General features: G+C 64.8%; 13 protein-coding genes. 6 read left to right on the forward strand and 7 right to left on the reverse strand.

Going from position 1 to position 18,416, the window contains the following annotated elements:
- Positions 1 to 113 precede the first annotated feature (113 nt).
- Together QMF22_RS09110 and QMF22_RS09115 are read left to right on the forward strand one after the other, a co-directional pair.
- On the forward strand, positions 114 to 1,451 hold the full coding sequence (locus tag QMF22_RS09110; RefSeq protein ID WP_283452717.1) for a glutamine synthetase family protein: 1,338 nt from the start codon (positions 114 to 116) through the stop codon (positions 1,449 to 1,451).
- Between the two features lie 36 nt (positions 1,452 to 1,487).
- Positions 1,488 to 4,571, forward strand: a complete 3,084-nt coding sequence (locus QMF22_RS09115) for a bifunctional [glutamine synthetase] adenylyltransferase/[glutamine synthetase]-adenylyl-L-tyrosine phosphorylase (RefSeq protein WP_283452719.1) — start codon at positions 1,488 to 1,490, stop codon at positions 4,569 to 4,571.
- Between the two features lie 131 nt (positions 4,572 to 4,702).
- Here the strand turns inward: QMF22_RS09115 and glnA are convergent, their stop codons facing one another.
- A complete protein-coding gene (gene glnA / locus QMF22_RS09120; RefSeq protein ID WP_283452721.1) occupies positions 4,703 to 6,127 on the reverse strand; it encodes a type I glutamate--ammonia ligase in 1,425 nt (474 codons plus the stop codon).
- A gap of 144 nt (positions 6,128 to 6,271) precedes the next feature.
- Between glnA and QMF22_RS09125 the strand changes: the two genes are divergently transcribed.
- The gene (locus QMF22_RS09125) at positions 6,272 to 6,700 is read left to right on the forward strand and encodes an RDD family protein (RefSeq protein ID WP_233197526.1); all 429 of its coding nucleotides are present in this window, start codon (positions 6,272 to 6,274) and stop codon (positions 6,698 to 6,700) included.
- Positions 6,701 to 6,764: 64 nt separating this feature from the next.
- Here QMF22_RS09125 and QMF22_RS09130 read toward each other — a convergent pair whose 3' ends face one another.
- From QMF22_RS09130 to lipB, 3 genes are read right to left on the reverse strand one after another with little or no spacing between them, the layout of a single operon-like run.
- Positions 6,765 to 7,472 (reverse strand): DUF4191 domain-containing protein, encoded by a 708-nt coding sequence (locus QMF22_RS09130; RefSeq protein ID WP_283452727.1) that lies wholly within the window; start codon positions 7,470 to 7,472, stop codon positions 6,765 to 6,767.
- Positions 7,473 to 7,531: 59 nt separating this feature from the next.
- Complete coding sequence (gene lipA, locus QMF22_RS09135) at positions 7,532 to 8,521, reverse strand: lipoyl synthase (protein ID WP_283452729.1); 990 nt, start codon at positions 8,519 to 8,521, stop codon at positions 7,532 to 7,534.
- A complete protein-coding gene (gene lipB, locus QMF22_RS09140; RefSeq protein WP_283452732.1) occupies positions 8,518 to 9,213 on the reverse strand; it encodes a lipoyl(octanoyl) transferase LipB in 696 nt (231 codons plus the stop codon). Before lipB ends, lipA begins: the two co-directional genes overlap by 4 nt.
- 331 nt (positions 9,214 to 9,544) lie before the next feature.
- Between lipB and QMF22_RS09145 the strand changes: the two genes are divergently transcribed.
- Entirely contained in the window at positions 9,545 to 11,251 is a 1,707-nt protein-coding gene (locus QMF22_RS09145; protein WP_283452734.1) for a protein kinase domain-containing protein, read from the forward strand.
- A gap of 36 nt (positions 11,252 to 11,287) precedes the next feature.
- On the opposite strand, the gene QMF22_RS09150 is transcribed toward QMF22_RS09145, so the two are convergent.
- From QMF22_RS09150 to QMF22_RS09160, 3 genes are all read right to left on the reverse strand, one after another.
- The gene (locus tag QMF22_RS09150; RefSeq protein WP_283452736.1) at positions 11,288 to 12,805 is read right to left on the reverse strand and encodes a 2-oxo acid dehydrogenase subunit E2; all 1,518 of its coding nucleotides are present in this window, start codon (positions 12,803 to 12,805) and stop codon (positions 11,288 to 11,290) included.
- Between the two features lie 62 nt (positions 12,806 to 12,867).
- Entirely contained in the window at positions 12,868 to 14,241 is a 1,374-nt protein-coding gene (gene lpdA / locus QMF22_RS09155; RefSeq protein ID WP_283452737.1) for a dihydrolipoyl dehydrogenase, read from the reverse strand.
- 100 nt (positions 14,242 to 14,341) lie between these two features.
- On the reverse strand, positions 14,342 to 15,835 hold the full coding sequence (locus QMF22_RS09160) for a leucyl aminopeptidase (RefSeq protein WP_283452738.1): 1,494 nt from the start codon (positions 15,833 to 15,835) through the stop codon (positions 14,342 to 14,344).
- Positions 15,836 to 15,938: 103 nt separating this feature from the next.
- On the opposite strand from QMF22_RS09160, the gene QMF22_RS09165 reads away from it, so the two are divergent.
- Positions 15,939 to 16,862: a proteasome assembly chaperone family protein gene (locus tag QMF22_RS09165; protein WP_283452740.1), complete on the forward strand. Its 924-nt coding sequence runs from the start codon at positions 15,939 to 15,941 to the stop codon at positions 16,860 to 16,862.
- A 52-nt stretch (positions 16,863 to 16,914) separates the two neighbouring features.
- Positions 16,915 to 18,249 carry an MFS transporter gene (locus tag QMF22_RS09170; RefSeq protein ID WP_283452742.1) on the forward strand — a complete coding sequence of 445 codons (1,335 nt, stop codon included), beginning with the start codon at positions 16,915 to 16,917 and terminating at the stop codon, positions 18,247 to 18,249.
- Positions 18,250 to 18,416: the final 167 nt, after the last annotated feature.

Raw genomic sequence — 18,416 nt, forward strand, 5'->3', positions numbered from 1 at the left:
GACAAGTGTAGTCAGGCAAGCAATCGTGCCCGGAGCCAGTAGCCTAGACAGTAGTTATTGGGGTCGGTAGTTGTTTAGCTGGCTCCCTGTTGGAGCAATCAGAGAGAGCGTGAATGGACAAGCAGCGCGACTTCGTTCTTCGGACTATCGAGGAGCGAGGAATCAAGTTCGTTCGACTCTGGTTCACCGATGTCGTCGGTACCCTCAAATCCGTGGCGATCGCGCCAGCCGAAGTCGAGGGTGCCTTCAACGAGGGCCTCGGGTTCGACGGTTCAGCCATCGAAGGCCTCACCCGTTCGTTTGAAGCGGATGTCCTGGCGCACCCGGATCCCACCACCTTCCAGATCCTGCCCTGGCGCGGCGAGGTCGACCCCACTGCGCGCATGTTCTGCGACATCACCACCCCCGACGGTCAGCCAGCCGTGGCCGATCCGCGCAACGTGCTCAAGCGCACCCTCGCCAAGGCAGCTGACCGCGGGTTCACGTTCTACACTCACCCCGAGGTGGAGTTCTACCTGCTCAAGTCGTCGAAATACGGCAAGAACGGGCCGGTTCCGGTCGACTCGGCCGGCTACTTCGACAACGTTCCCGGCGGCACCGCCCACGACTTCCGCCGCCGGTCGGTGCGCATGCTCGAAGACCTCGGTATTTCTGTGGAGTTCAGTCACCACGAAGCCGGCCCAGGCCAGAACGAAATCGACCTGCGCTATGCCGACGCGCTCACCACCGCAGACAACATCATGACCTTCCGTACAGTGGTCAAGGAAGTCGCGATCGAGCAGGGCGTGTACGCGACGTTCATGCCCAAGCCCATGTCCGCGCACCCGGGATCGGGCATGCACACGCACATGTCGCTGTTCGAGGGGGACGCGAACGCGTTCTACGAGGCCGGTGCCCAATACCAGCTTTCCAAGATTGGCCGTCAGTTCATCGCCGGGCTGCTCAAGCACGCCCCGGAGATCACCGCGGTGACCAACCAGTTCGTCAACTCGTACAAGCGGTTGTGGGGCGGTGACGAGGCCCCGAGCTTTGTCTGCTGGGGCCACAACAACCGCTCAGCGCTGGTTCGCGTGCCGCTCTACAAACCCAACAAGGGCCAGAGCGCCCGCGTTGAGTACCGGGCGATTGACTCCGCAGCGAATCCCTACCTCGCCTATTCGCTCATGCTGGCGGCCGGCCTCAAGGGCATCGAGGAGGGCTACGAGCTGCCTCCAGAAGCCGAAGACAACGTGTGGAGCCTCAGCGACACCGAACGTCGTGCGCTTGGGTACACGCAACTGCCGGCCAGCCTCGATCACGCCATCCAGTTCATGGAGGAGTCAGAGCTCGTCGCCGAGACCCTCGGCGAACAGGTCTTCAACTATGTTCTGCTCAACAAACGGCAGGAGTGGCGCGACTACCGGTCGCAGGTCACCCCGTTCGAACTGGAAAAAAACCTGGAGATGCTTTAACTCGGCAGTGGTCAATGACCGAAGGAATCACCCGCGATGGAGCGTTTGCAGTTGACCCTGACCGAACTCGTACGGGCGGGTTTCGTCGACCTTGCCGACGTGCGTGCCCGCCTCGATGAGGTCGCCCAGCTCGGTGCGGTCAGCCCGAACACTGACCCGGATTCGGCGGGGAGGCTGACCGAGACGCGGGCGCTTCTGCCGCTCCTTGCGGCAACGGCCAGCCCGGATGCCGCGCTGGTGGCGCTGGTCGCCCTGCTGCGACAGGGGTCGCCCGAACTGTTTGCGCTCTTACAGTCAGCCACGACGGCCGGGAGGCTCCTGAAGGTTCTCGGAGCCTCCAGCGGACTCACCGAATTCTTCCTCCGGCATCCGGTGGAACTCTCGGTTCTGGCAACGCCGCTTGCGGTGCTACCCAGCCTCGACGATCTGGTGAGTGACCTATTGGACTCGATCGGTGCGACCGAGGGATTCTCTCAGCTGGTCGACGATGCTGCCTGGATTGCCCTGCGGGTGCGCTATCGTCGCCGACTGGCACAGCTGGCGGCCTTCGACCTCGAACAGGCCGACCCGGTGGCCGGGCTCGACGGCGTTGCCCGGACCCTGTCCGACCTGGCCACCGCGGCGCTTGAAGCCGCCCTCGCGGTCGCCCGCACCATGTCGAGCGGCGACACGGCCGGGCGCGGTGTTTTTCCGACCGGCCAGGTGCGTGCCACCCGCCTGGCCATTATCGGCATGGGCAAGGCCGGCGCGAGCGAGCTCAACTATGTCAGCGATGTCGACGTCATTTTCGTCGCCGATGGGGACGAAGCGGCAGGGCTGGAAAGCTCCCGAGCCGTTGAGATCGCCACCCGTCTGGCCGTACTCATCATGCGCGGCCTGGGCGAATCCGGCATCGAACCTGAGCTGTGGGAGGTCGACCCCAACCTGCGCCCTGAGGGCAAGAGCGGTGCGCTCGTGCGCTCGATCGAATCACACCTGGCTTATTACGACCGTTGGGCCAAGAGTTGGGAGTTCCAAGCCCTACTTAAGGCCCGCACGCTGGCCGGCGACCGCGCGCTGGGGGCGCGTTATCTCGATGCGGTCACGCCCAAGGTCTGGAGCAGCGCCAGCCGGGAGAATTTCGTCGAATCGGTGCAGCGGATGCGCGAGCGCGTCACGGACAACATTCCCGACGACGAGGTCGACGTACAGCTCAAGCTCGGCCCTGGCGGGCTGCGCGATATCGAGTTCACGGTGCAACTGCTTCAGCTCGTGCATGGCCAGACCGACCCAGACGTTCGACAGGCCGGTACCCTGCCGGCGCTGACCGCTCTGGCCACCGCCGGGTACGTTGGCCGGGCCGAAGCCACCGAATTCGCGCAGGACTACCGGATGCTGCGCCTGATGGAGCACCGGCTGCAGTTGCAAAAGCTTCGCCGGACCCACCTGGTGCCGCGGGACGAAGCGAACCTGCGGGTATTGGCTCGCTCGACCGGTCTGGCCACGAGCGCTGACGGGCTGACCATCCGCTGGTCGGAGACCAAACAAAGGGTGCGAGGCTTGCATGAGCGGCTGTTCTACCGGCCCCTGCTGTCGGCGGTGGCCTCGCTGCCGGCCGACGGCCTCAACCTGACGAGCGCACAGGCCGAGGCCCGTCTCGCCGCGATCGGCTTCCTCAATACCAAGGGCGCACTGGCCCACATCGCCGCTCTCTCCGGCGGGGTGTCCCGGCGTGCGGCGATCCAGCGGCACCTGCTCCCCGTTCTGTTGCAGTGGCTGTCCCAGGGAGCAGATCCCGACTACGGCTTTCTGGCCTTTCGTCGCCTGAGCGATAACCTCGGCTCGACCTACTGGTTTCTGCGCATGCTGCGGGATTCTTCGGGTGCCGCCGAGCGCCTCACCCGGGTCTTGTCCGGAAGCCGGTACATCGGCGAGCTGCTGGAAAAGATCCCGGAGGCGGTGGCCTGGCTAGAGGACGAGGCCGACCTGCAGCCACGACCGCGCAAATCCCTGCAGGATGAGACCCGGGCCGTATTGGGCCGGCATGAAAGCCCGGATGCTGCCGCCACCATCCTGCGCGCCGCCCGTCGCCGCGAGATGCTGCGCCTGGCATTCGCCGCGCTACTCGGACAAATCGATCTCGACCAGCTGGGCCAGGGGCTGACCGACGTCAACGCGACCTATATTCAGGGCGTGATCGCCGCCATCCGTGGGGGAGATCTGAACGATCAAGGCGGCGCTGACGGGTCCTCCGGCGGCGACGGAATTGAGTTCGGTGTGATCGGCATGGGCCGGTTCGGCGGAGCCGAGCTGGGTTTCGGCTCCGACGCGGACGTCATGTATGTCTTCCGTGCCGGCACCCTCGACGGCGAAGCGGCCAATGATCGGGCCCGATACATTGTGCGCGAGCTCAACCGGCTCACCGAAGACTCCCGTCTGCCGTTGGACCTGGACATTGGCTTGCGGCCCGAGGGTAACAATGGGCCGGTCGTTCGGTCATTGGACTCCTACCAGGCCTACTACCGGCGCTGGTCGCTCACCTGGGAGGCGCAGGCGCTGCTTCGAGGCCGTGGGGTCGCCGGCGACGCGGCGCTGTTGAGCGACTTCACGGCCGTCGCCGATGAGGTGCGGTATCCCACCGCGATCAGCGAACAGGCCGTGCGAGAGGTGCGTCGAATCAAGGCTCGGGTGGAGAACGAGCGGCTTCCGCAGGCCGCAGACCCCAACCGGCATCTGAAGCTCGGGCGCGGCTCGCTCAGCGACGTGGAGTGGCTGGTGCAGCTTTTGCAGTTGAAGCACGCGGCAGCGATTCCGGCGCTCCGCACGACGTCGACTCTGTCGGCTCTGGCCGAGGCGGTCAGTGCCGGACTGGTTCCGGCGGCCGATGCCGCGGTGCTGCGCAGCGCGTGGATCTTCGCGTCCCGCGCACGCTCGGCCATCACCCTGTGGACGAACCATACCTCGAACGTGCTGCCCACCGATCGTGCCGCCCTCGAAGGAATCGCCCGCGTTATGGAATACCCGCCGGGGTCGGGCAACCAGCTCGAGGATGACTATCTCGCTGTGACCCGCCGGGCTCGCGCAGTGTTCGAGCGACTGTTCTACGGCCCCGTGGAGCGTCCAGGGCCCACGGTCGGCTGATCCGGCACGAGGCGCGCGACCGGACTGCACACGGCAACACAGCACCGGGAAACATAGAAGGGACCGCATCCGACGATGAGGTCCCTTCCCAGTCGACCGGGCCCGATGATCGTACCGCGCAAATCTACTGCTTAGACGCCGTAATAGAGCTCGAACTCGAACGGGTGCGGACGCTGGGCGAGCGGCTTGATCTCGTTTTCGCGCTTGTACTCAATCCAGGTCTCGATCAGTTCGGGTGTGAAGACGTTTCCCGCCATCAGGAAGTCGTGGTCGGCTTCGAGGGCCTGCAGGGCCTCCTCGAGTGACGCGGGCACCTGGGGGATGTTCTTGGCTTCTTCGGGCGGCAGCTCGTAAAGGTCCTTGTCGACCGGCTCGTGCGGCTCAATGCGGTTCTTGATACCGTCGAGGCCGGCCATGAGCTGAGCGGCGAAGGCGAGGTACGGGTTACCGGACGCGTCGGGAGCACGGAACTCGAGACGCTTGGCCTTGGGGTTGGTCCCGGTGATCGGGATACGGATCGACGCCGAACGGTTACCGGCCGAGTAGACCAGGTTGACCGGGGCTTCGAAGCCGGGGACGAGACGGTGGTACGAGTTGACCGTGGGGTTGGTGAACGCGAGCACGGCGGGGGCGTGCTTGAGCAGGCCTCCGATGTACCAGCGCGCCACGTCGGAGAGCCCGCCGTAGCCGGCTTCATCGTAGAACAGCGGCTTGCCGTCGGCCCACAGGGACTGGTGGGTGTGCATGCCGGAGCCGTTGTCGCCGAAGAGCGGCTTGGGCATGAAGGTCGCGGTCTTGTTCCAGTCATGCGCCGTGTTCTTGACGATGTACTTGAATTTGAGCAGGTCGTCGGCAGCGTGCACCATGGTGTCGAACTTGTAGTTGATCTCGCCCTGGCCGCCGGTGCCGACCTCGTGGTGGCTGCGCTCGAGCACCAGGCCCGATTCGATCAGCTTGAGGCAGATGTCATCGCGCATGTCGACGTGCTGATCGACCGGGCTGACCGGAAAGTAGCCGCCCTTGAACGGGGTCTTGTTGGCGAGGTTTCCGCCTTCTTCCTTACGACCCGAGTTCCAGGCACCCTCGCTGGAGTCGACCTTGTAGTAGCTGGTGTGCTGGTTCACTTCGTAGCGCACGTCGTCGAAGATGTAGAACTCGGCTTCGGAGCCGAAGAAGGCGGTGTCGCCGATGCCGGTGGAGGCGAGGTACTTCTCGGCCTTCTTGGCGACCTGGCGCGGGTCCTTGGAGTAGATCTCACCGTTGCGCGGGTTGTAGATGTCGAAGAGCATGATGAGCGTCTTCTCGGTGCGGAACGGGTCGAGGTATGCGGTCGACACGTCGGGAATGAGCTGCATGTCGGATTCGTGGATCGACGCGAAACCGCGGATCGAGGAACCATCGAACATTTGGCCGACGGTGAAGAACTCCTCATCGACGGTGGATGCCGGAATGTTGAAGTGCTGCTGCACACCGGGGAGATCGGTGAAACGGATGTCAAGAAACTTGACGTCATTGTCTTTGATGAATTTAAGCACTTCGGACGAATCGCGGAACATGCGGATTAACTCCAGACGACGAGGGCGTGGAAACGGCCGAATCGGACACATCGGCTTCATTGAGATTAGTAGCGCTGCGTTACTTGTCCGTGACGCTTATGTTTCGCCCATGTTACAGGGACGCCCCTTCGGTAGACTCATCGGGTGCCAGCTTCCGACTCCCGCCCGAACACTTTTGGTCAGCTTCCACCCAGTAGATGGCCGGGGGAGCGGCTCGGATTACCTCAGATCGGGCCGAGTTCCATCGGCCGCCCCGGGCGACGGATGCTCGGCTTCGCCATCGACTGGGCCATCGCCATCGGCGTCTCAGCGATCTTCTTCAACTATGACCCGGCGGCGAACCTGATCATCTTCGTCATCCTGCAGATCGTCTTCATCCCGACCATCGGTGCCAGCATCGGTCACCGTTTGGTGGGCCTCCGACTCATCTCTATCCACGGCGGCTGGATTGGTCTCTGGCGACCCGTGGTCCGGTCGCTGTTGCTCGGAATTGCCCTCCCGGCGTTGGTTTGGGATTCCGACCAGCGCGGCTTCCACGACAAAATTGCTGGAACGGCGCTCATCCGGCAGTAATAGCACTGCGATAACGACGAACGGCCGGGCGATGGACGCCCGGCCGTTCTAATGTCTGCTTGGGTCAGCCGCGCTGCGGGCGCGCCTTCATGGGATCGACGCCCTTGGGAATGGGAAGTTTCGTGCCCATGGAGTTGAGGCGGTTGTTCACAGCGAGCACCTCGGCCTTGGTCAGCGTGGGCTTGATCCGGGTCAGGCGGCGAGCCAGCTTGTGCAGCGGCACGGCATCTTCGTCGGGTCCGACGGAAATAACCGTGATGCCGACGTTGCCGCCGATGCGCACAATCTTGCGCTTTTCTTCGTCGAGCATACGGGCAGTGCGACTTTTGGGTCCTTCGCTGATCAGCACGACGCCGCCGCGACCGACCGCACGATAGACCGCATCCTGCGTCTTGCCGTTGACCGCTACCGGCATTTCACTGCCGACCCAGCCACGCTTCAGTGAACTGCGCAGCACCGCCCCCACGGCACCGGGCTGGCCCTCGATCTGCGAATACGCGGCCTTCTCGGCCCGACGACCGAGGATGATGAGCATCGCCAGAATACCGGCGAGCACGCCGGCGACGATCCAGAGCACCATCGTGAAGACGTTGCTCCCCGGGATCAGCAGGGCCAGGGCCAGGCTGATCAGAACGGGGACGACGAAGGCCAAAACCAGAATCCAGACGATGTTCGAGTCGTAGCGTCTCGTCATCTGGAATACCTGCCACATTTGCTTCAAGCGGCCGGGCTGTTTTGGTTTTTTGGGGGACTTTTCCTTGCTGCGTGCCATGGGTATAAGACTACCCAGTCACTCGAATGCCGCGTGACCGAATTCGCCGGTGTCTCGCATCAGGACACAGCCTGAGCGAACCCGAGTTGGGCATCCGCAAGCTGGCGCAATTCGGCCGGGATCTGGCGACCCGTTGCGACCATGGACTGGGCCCACAGCCGACCGGCGCGGTAGGACGAACGCACCAGCGGACCGGAGAGAACGCCGAGAAAACCGATCTCTTTGGCTTCCTCGTTGAGCTCAACGAATTCCTCAGGGCGCACCCAGCGGGCGACCGGAAGATGCCTGGTGCTCGGGCGAAGGTATTGGGTGATAGTGATGATGTCGGTACCGGCGTCATACAGGTCGTGCAGTGCCTGGGTGATTTCTGCGCGCTCTTCGCCCATGCCGAGGATGAGGTTGGACTTGGTGATCAGCCCGGCGTTGCGGCCCTGGGTGAGCACGTCGAGCGAGCGGTCATAGCGAAAGGCCGGGCGGATGCGCTTGAAAATGCGGGGCACGGTCTCCACGTTGTGGGCGAAGACCTCGGGTTTGGCGTCGAAAACCTGGGCGAGATGCTCCGGATTACCGGAAAAGTCTGGCACCAGAATCTCGACACCGGTGCCGGGGCTCTGCTGGTGGATCTGACGAATCGTCTCGGCGTAGAGCCAGGCACCCTCATCGGGGAGGTCGTCGCGGGCGACGCCGGTCACGGTGGCATAGCGCAGGTTCATCGACACGACGGACTCGCCGACGCGACGCGGCTCGTCCATGTCATAGTCTGCGGGCTTACCGGTGTCGATCTGGCAGAAGTCGCAACGACGGGTGCACTGTGAACCCCCAATGAGGAAGGTCGCTTCGCGATCTTCCCAACATTCAAAAATATTCGGGCAGCCGGCCTCCTGACACACCGTGTGCAGGTTTTCGCTCTTCACCAGCGCCTGTAGCTTCTGGTATTCCGGCCCCATCTTGGCGACGGTCTTGATCCAGGCGGGCTTCCGCTCGATGGGCGTTTCCGCGTTGCGAATTTCCAGCCTCAGCAGTTTGCGGCCTTCGGGTACTGCGCTCATGCGTTCGTCCTGACGGTGTCGAGGCTGGCTGGGGTCGTGTTTTCAGGGGCCACCGGGGCGGCATTGAGGCTCTCCGCATGGCGGAAGGCCGCCGTGATCGGCCCGATCACGTCGCTCGGGTCGACGCTGCGGCCGAGCACACGGGTCATCGTGGTCACCCCGGCATCGCGAATTCCGCAGGCGATGATGCGCGAATAGGCGTCCAACGAGTTGCTGCAGTTGAGCGCGAAGCCGTGCATGGTCACTCCCTGGGCGACCCGGATTCCGATCGCGGCTATTTTGTCTTCGTGGCCAGACGGTCCCACCCACACCCCTGAGCGTCCCCCAACGCGTACGGCATCGATCCCGAAGTCGATCAGGACCTCGATCAGGATTGATTCGAGGGACCGAACGTAGCCGACGACGTCGACGGGTTCCGCCAGGTGCAAAATGGGATACCCGACGAGCTGACCAGGGCCGTGCCAGGTGATCTTGCCACCCCGGTCGACGTCGATAACCGGCGTGTCGTCGACGGGGCGTTCCTCCGGCAGGGTGCGTTTCCCGGCGGTATACACGGCCGGATGCTCCAGGAAGAGGACGGTGTCCGGTCGCTCACGGGCGACGACGGAACGATGGACTGCGCGTTGGAGCTCTAGGCCCTCAACATACGGCACGGAGTTGGCGCTTAGCCCCGCGACGACAAAGTCGAGCATCTGCCCAGTCTAGGGTCGTCGCCGGCATTTTGGGCGCAGCGAGCACCAGGGCGCAGCCGGCACCGGTGCGACCCGGACCGGGCCAGACCGGCTCCTCCACAACGGCGCAGATCGCCCGTTCTGCACGAGAGCGCGGGATCTGAGCGCTCTGGCCGGCCCAGCGGCCGATCATGGGCAGGTGAGACGACGCTCTGAACAACCTCCGACTTCGGCCGATTACATAGCAGGACGCGAGTTCAGTGCCGGCCAGCGCGCGGTACATCCCGAACCCGACGACGCTTCCGCCGCGACAGAACCGATGCACCCGGAGGGGATTGTCGCAGGACACCGCGTGATCCGTTTGCTGGGCACCGGGGATCGAGCCATGGTCTACCTGGGTCATTCCGGTGCGGCAAACGCGGTGGCCCTCAAGGTCTTCCGCGCCGACACCGCGTCGACGAGCATCGAACTCGACATTGCCGTGCTGACCTCGGCGGCAGCGCCCGGACTCGTGCGCCTGCTCGACGTTGCGCAGCTCGGCGATGGTCGCATTTGTCTGGTCCTGGAACGACTCACCGGAGGATCCCTGGCCAGGTACCTGGTCGAACACCCTCGACTGTCTCCCGGCGAAGCCGTGACCCTGTTGGCACCGATCATCGTCGCCCTGGGCGCTCTGCACACGGCCGGGTTCACGCACGGGGCCATCAGCCAGGCGACAATTCTGCTGGATGCCAGCGGCCGGGCGGTGGTGACCGGTTTCGGTGCGGTTGCGCGGCTCACTGACATCCCCAGGGAACGGACGGGGCGGCTCCGCGCCGACTACGAACGCCTGGCTATCGTGACGGAAGCCCTCGTCGAGGCCGTCGCTGAAACGGACACGCATCGCGAGAGCGGCGCTGCGTTGCTGAGGCGCTTCCGTCGCGCCATCGACCCGGCTGTTTCCCCGATATCTTCAGACGGTGCAGCTGGCGGGGCAGGGGGCGGTTCGGTCCTCGGCACACTGGAGCATGACCTTTTCGATTGGGCCGACGCCGAACCCCTTGACGGATTTCGCTTCACCCAGCGATTGGAGGTCCGCGCACAGAACGTGCACGCTGGCGCGTTCGAAGCGGGGACTGGTCAGGTAACCGTGGAGCAACTCCGCCGCCACGAACTCGGGGGCGGGACCGATCACGGGTCCGATCACGGGTTCGGCGGCACGTTCGACGATGAGTTCAACGACAGGATCGACGGGTTGTTCGACGGCAGGTCGTCACCCGCGCGATTCGGCGTCGGTAGCGACGCCCTGCGCAGCCTCACCGCTCGGGGAGCTGCCCTCGTTCGCCGGCTCCGGCCGCAGGCGCGCCCTCGTCGGTCGTTCTCGACCGTGGTTGATTCTGTGGTCGACTCGCATCCGCTCAAGGCGGTAGCGCACGCCCTGCGCAAACGACTGTATGGGCACCACCGGCCGCTTCTGGTGGCAGCGCTGGGCGGCGCCAGCATTCTTGTGCTCGCCCTGACCCTGCTCCCGGTATCGGGCCGTACCGGTGAAAGCGCGGTACCCGGCGCTTCGGGTGCCGACGGCACATCGAGGAACCGTGCAGGGGACACGGGCACTCCGGCCCCCGTACCGACAACCCCCGTACCGACAACCCCCGTAACAACAACCCCCGTACCAACGACCCCCGTACCAACGGTCGCTGACCCCGCGGATGCCGCTCGGGCGGCAGGCGCGGCGGCGATAGCCGGGGATGACCCGGTATCGGCCGTGCCGGCGCTCCTCGTGCGCCGGGCGGCGTGCCTGGTCGCCGCATCCCTGGTCTGCCTGATCGACGTGGACCAGACCGGCTCGGCCATTCTGGCAGCGGACAGCTATGATGCCCGCGAACGGCAGCAGGGCGGATCCGGCCACGAGGTCGCCGACTACACGCCCTACCTGCCGTCCCTGGCAGAACGGAGCGGTGACCTGGCCGTGGTCGCATTGACTCCGGCGTCCGTGCAGCAAAAAAGCCAGCCGGCCTCGGTCCTTGTGGTCAAGGGCGAGGGCGGCTGGCGTCTTCGTGAGATCTTCGACTACTGAGATGTCCCAGTCCGAAACGTCCGACGGCTCGTGCTGTCAGATTCCGAGGTTGCCCTCGAACGCACCGGCTTCGAGCCGCGCCTTCATCGTGGTGAGGAAGCGGGCTGCATCCGCTCCGTCGATGATGCGGTGGTCATAGGACAACGCGAGGTACACGCTGGAACGGATCGCGATCGAGTCGAGACCGTCGTTGGTGACAACGAGCGGCTTCTTATACACGATGCCAGTGCCCAGAATGGCGCTCTGCGGCAGGAACACGACGGGCGTGTCGAACAGCGCGCCACGCGAACCGGTGTTGGTCAGCGTGAACGTTCCGCCACTCAGTTCATCGGGCTTCAGCTTGTTGTCGCGGGTGCGAGCGGCGAGGTCTGCGATCTGGGCGGCGAAACCGGCCAGATCGAGTTCCCCGGCGTTACGCACAACGGGGGTCAGCAGGCCACGCTCGGTGTCAACGGCAATGCTGATGTTCTCCTGCGCCGGGTAGACGATCGTGTCGCCCTCGATCGTGGCGTTCACGATCGGGATGGCACGGAGGGCCTCGGCGGCAGCGAGGGCGAAGAACGGCAGGAAGGACAGCTTGTTGCCGGTCTTCTCAGCGAAAGCGCCCTTGACCCGGTCGCGGAGCAGAGCGACGCGGGTGACGTCGACCTCGACCACGGTCGTGAGCTGAGCGGATGACTGCATCGAGATGACAGCACGCTCGGCGACGACCTTGCGCAGGCGCGACATCGGCTGGGTGGTGCCACGCAGCGGCGAGACCTCGACGACCGGTGCGGCAGCGGTCGTGCCGACGGCCGAGGCCGCCTGCACGATGTCTTCCTTGCGGATGCGCCCGCCCACTCCCGTGCCGCTGATCGTCGCCAGGTCAACACCGGCTTCGTTGGCGAGCTTGCGCACGATCGGTGTGACGTAGCCGCTGGTGCCGGCGTGTGAACCGCGTGCCGCCGGGGCGGCAGCGACAGGTGCAGGTGCTGCTGCCGGGGCTGCAGCGACCGGCGCCGGTGCTGCCGCAACGGGCGCTGGTGCAGCCACCGGTGCCGCGACGGGTGCTGGTGCAGCGACCGGTGCCGCGACGGGCGCTGGTGCAGCCATCGGTGCCGCGACGGGTGCTGGTGCAGCGACTGGCGCTGGTGCGGCCGCTGGTGCCGCAACGGGCGCTGGTGCGGCAACGGGCTCGGGCGCAGGGACCGGCGCGGGAGCTTCCGCAACGGGAGCTTCCGCAACCGGTGCCTCAGCAACCGGTGCCTCAGCAACCGGTGCCTCAGCAACCGGTGCCTCAGCGACGGGTGTCTCAGCGACGGGTGCGGCAGCGCCGGATCCGTCGCCGATGGTGACGAGGGGGGTGCCGACCTCGACGGTCTCATCTTCCTGCACCAGGATGGCTTCAATGATGCCGGCGACCGGGGACGGGATTTCCGTGTCCACCTTGTCGGTCGATACCTCGAGCAACGGCTCGTCGACCTCCACGCGGTCGCCCACGTTCTTGAGCCAGCGGGTGACCGTGCCCTCTGTGACACTCTCTCCGAGTGCCGGGAGGCTGACGGATTCGCTCATGCGTATGTCTCCTTCAAAACCGTTTGCTTATCTGAAAAATGGATGAAAATTGTGGAATCCGACTACATCGCGTGAAGCGGTTTGCCGGCGAGCGCCAGGAAGGCCTCACCCATCGCTTCGTTCTGCGTCGGGTGGGCGTGCAGGAAAGGAGCGATGTCCTCCGGGTACGCTTCCCAGTTCACCACGAGCTGGCCTTCGCCGATGAGCTCACCGACGCGAGCGCCGATCATGTGGATGCCCACGATGGGGCCGTCCTTGACGCGTACCAGCTTGACCGAACCGGCAGTGCCGAGAATCGAGCTCTTGCCGTTTCCGCCGAGGTTGTACTCGTAGGTGGCGATCTGGTCGGCACCGAACTTGTCGGCCGCTCTGGCTTCGCTGTACCCGACGGAGGCAACCTCGGGGTCACAGTAGGTGACCTTGGGGATATTCACGTCTTCGACGATGATCGGGTTCAGTCCGGCGATTTCTTCGGCGACGAAGATGCCCTGCTGGAAGCCACGGTGGGCGAGCTGCAGGCCGGGAACGATGTCGCCCACGGCGTAGACGCCGGGGATGTTCGTGGCGAGGCGCTCGTCGGTGATGACGAACCCGCGGTCCATAGTGACCCCGACCTCGTCGAAGCCGAGGCCCGCCGTGACCGGGCCGCGGCCGACGGCCACGAGGAGCAGGTCCGCCTCAACGGTCGCACCGTTCTCGAGCGTGACAACGACGCCCGAATCGGACTGCGTGACACTCTGAAAGCGGATGCCGAGGGAATACTCAATACCGCGCTTGCGGAAGGCACGCTCGAGCTGCTTGGAGATCGACTCTTCCTCGTTGGGCACCAGGTGCGGCAATGCCTCGATGATCGTGACGTCGGCGCCGAAAGACTTCCAGACGCTCGCGAACTCGACGCCGATGACGCCGCCGCCGAGCACAGCGACCTTCTTGGGAACGTAGTCCAGGGCGAGAGCGGTTTCGCTCGTGATGACGCGGCCACCGATCTCGAGCCCGGGCAGCGAGCGAGAGTAGGAGCCGGTAGCCAGAATGACGTTCTTGCCGACGATCATGTCGTCGCCGACCTGAACGGTCGTGGGGGAGACCAGGTGGCCTTCGCCCTCAATCACCGTGATTCCGCGAGCCTTGACCAGGCCCTGCAATCCCTTGTACTTGCTCGCCACGATACCCTCGCGGAACGCGGTGACTGCAGCGATGTCGATGCCCTCGAACGCGGTCTTGACGCCGTACTTGGCGGCTTCGCGGCTGACATCGGCAACTTCAGCCGAGTGCAGGAGGGCTTTGGTCGGAATGCAACCGACGTGCAGGCAGGTGCCGCCGAGTTTGCCCTTCTCGATCAGACCAACAGTGAATCCCAGCTGCACGGCACGCAGCGCTGCTGCGTATCCACCGCTTCCGCCACCGAGAACGACAATGTCAAAATTCTGTTCCGACACTCAGCTACTCCCTCGCGCATTACGCTTTGTCACGACGGCCGACAGATTATGCTGATCGGCCGCGTGGTTTGACAAGCTTTTTCTTGCCCCTACGACTGTACTACGGGCGTGAAAAGTCCTCGGCCAGTCGAAGTAGCGCCCGGACGGACACCCCGGTAGGGCCGGCAGAGGTGAATCCCCAGCCCGCGCCGGAGTTCTCGGCCGGTCCGGCGATGTCTAGGTGCGCCCATGGAATGGTCTGGCCGGCCGCATCCGTTCCGATGAATTCCTTCAAAAAGACCCCGGCAAGCAGCATACCGCCGGCCGCGCTGCCGATTTTCGCGTTGGCGATGTCGGCGACGTCCGAGTTGAGGGTGGCGCGCAGTTCCTCCGGGAACGGCATCGGCCAGGCCGTCTCGCCCGCTGCAGCGCTGGCCGCGAGCACGTGTTGCACGAGATTGTCATCGCCCATGGCGCCAAAATAGCGGTTGCCCAGTGCGACGACCTGCGCCCCGGTCAGGGTCGCGACGTCGATGATGGCGTCGGGGTGTTCTTCGCCGGCCGCGACGAGGCCGTCGGCGAGTACCAGTCGGCCCTCGGCATCCGTGTTGAGCACCTCGACGGTGCGGCCGCCGCGCATGCGGAGCACGTCGTTGGGTCGGATGGCCGAACCGGACGGCATGTTCTCGGCGATGCACATCCACGCGGTGATCCGCACCGGAAGCTGGAGTTTTGCGGCGGCTACGACCACAGCGAGCACGGTGGCAGCACCGGTCATGTCGTATTTCATTCCCACCATGGATGCCGGCGGCTTGAGCGAGAGTCCGCCGGTGTCGAACGTGATGCCCTTGCCGACCAGGGCGAGGTGCTTTCCGGCTCCGCTCGGCGTGTAGCTGAGTTTGACCAGGCGCGGCGGGCGGGTGGAGCCGGCTCCGACCCCGGCGATGCCGCCGAACCCGTCGGCGGCCAGTTGCTGCTCGTCCCAGACCGTCACCGCCAGCGGCAGTCCGCTGGCGGCTTCGATCGCCAACTCAGCCAGCGTCGCCGGATACAGGTCGAGCGGCGGCATGTTCACCAGATCCTTGACCAGGGCCATGGCCTCGGCGCTGACCTGGGCGCGCTCCACAGCGGATGCCGCCGGCGTCTCGGTGTGCACCAGGACGTTTCGGGCCGGCAGTTTGGTACCGGCCAGCGAACTGTGGCGGTAAGCCGTGTAGGAGTAGCCGCCGAGGGCGGCGCCCTCGAGCACGGCCTCGACCTGGTCGGCGTCGCCCAGGGGCAGAGCGAAGGCGACCGAGGTCGCGCCGGTCAGCTGCCGAACGGCAGACCCGGCCGCGTGACGCAGGGCTGCGGTGGTGAGCACGCGTCCCAGTCCGACGACGGCGATGCTGCGCGGAGTGCCGACAGCCGACACCAGACGCACGATCTCATCCCGAGCTCCGGTTGCGTTCAGGAGCGGCAGCTGAGTTGCCACCGACGCGATCAGGTCGTCACCGAGAGTGACGTCCGCGACCAGCTGCACCCCATCATCCGTTTGCAGCGCGGCGAGGATGAGAATGTCGGCGGGGGAGTCCAGCGCGGACTCGGTGGACAGGGACAGGGTGGGAACAGTCATACCTCGATGCTATCCGTGGCCGTCGCCGGGCTGTTCGCTCTGGGCACGACGTCGAAAGCCCCCAAACACAGCACGAATGTGACCCTCGGATTAGAGTTAAGGAATGTCAGACCCCGAGGAGCTCTACGAACTCACCGCCGACGCCGCTGGCGTCCCGCAAGGGTTGCACCTGATCATGGGGCTGACCGGCTTCGCGGATGCCGGTGGTGCGGTTGCGCAGTTCACCGACTATCTGCTGACCACACTGGATCACACCGTCGTCGCGTCGTTCGACACCGACACCCTGCTGGACTATCGGGCTCGGCGCCCAATCATCTACTTCGATCAGGATCACCTCACCGATTATCAGCCGCCGGTGTTGAAGTTGTATCTGGCCCGCGATGAGATCGGACAGCCGTTCCTGTTCCTGACCGGCTTCGAACCTGACTTTCGCTGGGAGCAGTTCACCGCGGCCGTGCTGCAGCTCGTCGACCGCTTCACGGTCGTCGGGGCAACCTGGGTGCACGCCATCCCGATGCCCGTTCCGCACACCCGACCAATCGGTGTCACGGTTAGTGGCAACCGATCTGATCTCATCGAGAACCGATCGGTCTGGCGTCCGCACACGCAGGTCGCGGCCAACGTTCTGCACCTTCTGGAGTTCCGCCTGCAAGAACGTGGCGCCTCCACTGTCGGCTATGTACTTCTCATTCCGCACTATCTCGGTGACACCGAATTCCCGGCCGCAGCCCTCACCGCGTTGGAAAGCACGAGCGCATCGACCGGATTAATTTTTCCGACCGATCGTCTCCGTGAAGCCAATCGCGAGTTCGTGGCGCGCATCGACGACCAGGTGCAGAACAACCCGGAGCTGGCCAAGCTGGTGGGCACCCTGGAGCAGCGCTACGACGCCTATATGGAGGGGAGCCCGCTGCGGTCGCCGCTCACCGACGAGGACGGCGAGCTGCCGTCGGCGGATGAAATCGCTGCCGAACTCGAGAATTTCCTCGCCCTGCGCCGCAGTCGTGATGACGGAGCTGCCAACTAGGCGCAACTGGCAGGCCTGACCTGCCGGTCAGGAACGCGATAGGTTTGATCGAGTGAACTCCCGTCGATCCACCCTGATCTTTATCATCGGGTCGTTCGCGTATCTGTCTGCCGTGCTGCAGCGCACCTCGATGGGTATCGCCGGGGTCGCCGCCACGGAACGTTTCGGCGGCTCCGCTGCCATCCTCTCGAGCCTGGCCGTCGTGCAGCTCATCGTCTACGCCGCTGCGCAAATTCCGGTCGGCGTGTTGATCGACCGGTACGGCCCACGGGTGCTCATGATCACCGGCACCGCCCTGATGGTCACCGGTCAGATCACCCTGGCCGTGGCACCGGATATCACCCTCGCCATTGTGGGGCGCATTCTCGTCGGCGCGGGCGACGCGACCATTTTCATCTCGATGATCCGCCTGATCAGTTCCTGGTTCAGCGGTCGCATCGTCCCCCTGCTGTCCCAGTGGATGGGCAACATCGGTCAACTCGGCCAGGTACTCTCCGCGGTGCCGCTGGCCTGGCTGCTCCACACCAGCGGCTGGGAACCCGCCTTCCTCTCGGCGGCATCCGTAGCCGTGATCGCCCTGATCGTGGTCATCATTTTCGTGCAGGACCGACCCAGAGACGTCACCGAGCACGTACGTGCCAATAGCCTCAGTATCGCGCTGATCCAGCTGCGACACAGTTTTCGGCGCCCGGGCACCCAGCTCGGATTCTGGTCGCACTACGTGACGCAGTCTTCCGGCACGGTCTTCAGTTTGCTCTGGGGCTATCCCTTCATGGTCTTCGGCCTCGGCTACGAACCGGCGTTCGCCGCCGGAATGCTGACCGTGTTGGTCGGCGCCGGCCTCGTGTTCGGGCCGATCCTCGGACTGCTGACCGCACGCTACCCACTGCGCCGCAGCAATATCGTGCTCGGCATCGTGACCGGCATCGGAATCGCCTGGGCGACCGTGCTGCTCTGGCCCGGCGTTCCACCGCTCTGGAGCATTGTGCTGCTGCTGGTCGTGCTCGGCATCGGCGGGCCGGGCTCGCTGATCGGCTTCGATTTCGCGCGCACCTTCAATCCGCAGCGCAGCCTGGGCTCGGCCAACGGCGTCGTCAATGTCGGTGGCTTCACCGCGAGCTTCGTCATGATGTACCTGATCGGGCTGCTGCTCGACCTGCAGAACGGATGGCGCGTGGCCGGGGGAGCAGCGAGCGACCTGTACGCGCTCGACGCATTTCGGGTGGCATTCACGGTGCAGTATCTGGTCGTCGGAATCGGCATCGGCTTTCTCGTGCACGCCAGGCGGCGCACCAGACGCCAGCTCTCCCGCGACGAGGGAATAGAAGTCGCACCGATCTGGGTTGCACTATCACGCGCCTGGAAACGGCGTAACGAACGATCGTAGTACGTGTCGTGGCTTGTCGTCCAGACAAACCGTGCAATAATTATTTCTAGGACCCGTTCTGGTCCGGGGCACGCCGAAATCATTTTGGCGTGGGCATCCCGGGACTTGACATGGGTCCAAGTTCTGCCCAAAAACGCATCTGGCACCGTCACCGGTCGCACAGACGC

It is taken from the genome of Cryobacterium sp. PH31-L1, assembly GCF_030063145.1.
In the GTDB taxonomy this organism is placed as follows: domain Bacteria; phylum Actinomycetota; class Actinomycetes; order Actinomycetales; family Microbacteriaceae; genus Cryobacterium.

Coding starts and splice junctions, on each gene's coding strand:
- QMF22_RS09110 (WP_283452717.1), top strand. CDS start 114: ATGGACAAGCAGCGCGACTTCGTTCTTCGGACTATCGAGGAGCGAGGA.
- QMF22_RS09115 (WP_283452719.1), top strand. CDS start 1,488: ATGGAGCGTTTGCAGTTGACCCTGACCGAACTCGTACGGGCGGGTTTC.
- glnA (WP_283452721.1), bottom strand. CDS start 6,127: ATGTTCCGCGATTCGTCCGAAGTGCTTAAATTCATCAAAGACAATGAC.
- QMF22_RS09130 (WP_283452727.1), bottom strand. CDS start 7,472: ATGGCACGCAGCAAGGAAAAGTCCCCCAAAAAACCAAAACAGCCCGGC.
- lipA (WP_283452729.1), bottom strand. CDS start 8,521: ATGAGCGCAGTACCCGAAGGCCGCAAACTGCTGAGGCTGGAAATTCGC.
- lipB (WP_283452732.1), bottom strand. CDS start 9,213: ATGCTCGACTTTGTCGTCGCGGGGCTAAGCGCCAACTCCGTGCCGTAT.
- QMF22_RS09150 (WP_283452736.1), bottom strand. CDS start 12,805: ATGAGCGAATCCGTCAGCCTCCCGGCACTCGGAGAGAGTGTCACAGAG.
- QMF22_RS09160 (WP_283452738.1), bottom strand. CDS start 15,835: ATGACTGTTCCCACCCTGTCCCTGTCCACCGAGTCCGCGCTGGACTCC.
- QMF22_RS09165 (WP_283452740.1), top strand. CDS start 15,939: ATGTCAGACCCCGAGGAGCTCTACGAACTCACCGCCGACGCCGCTGGC.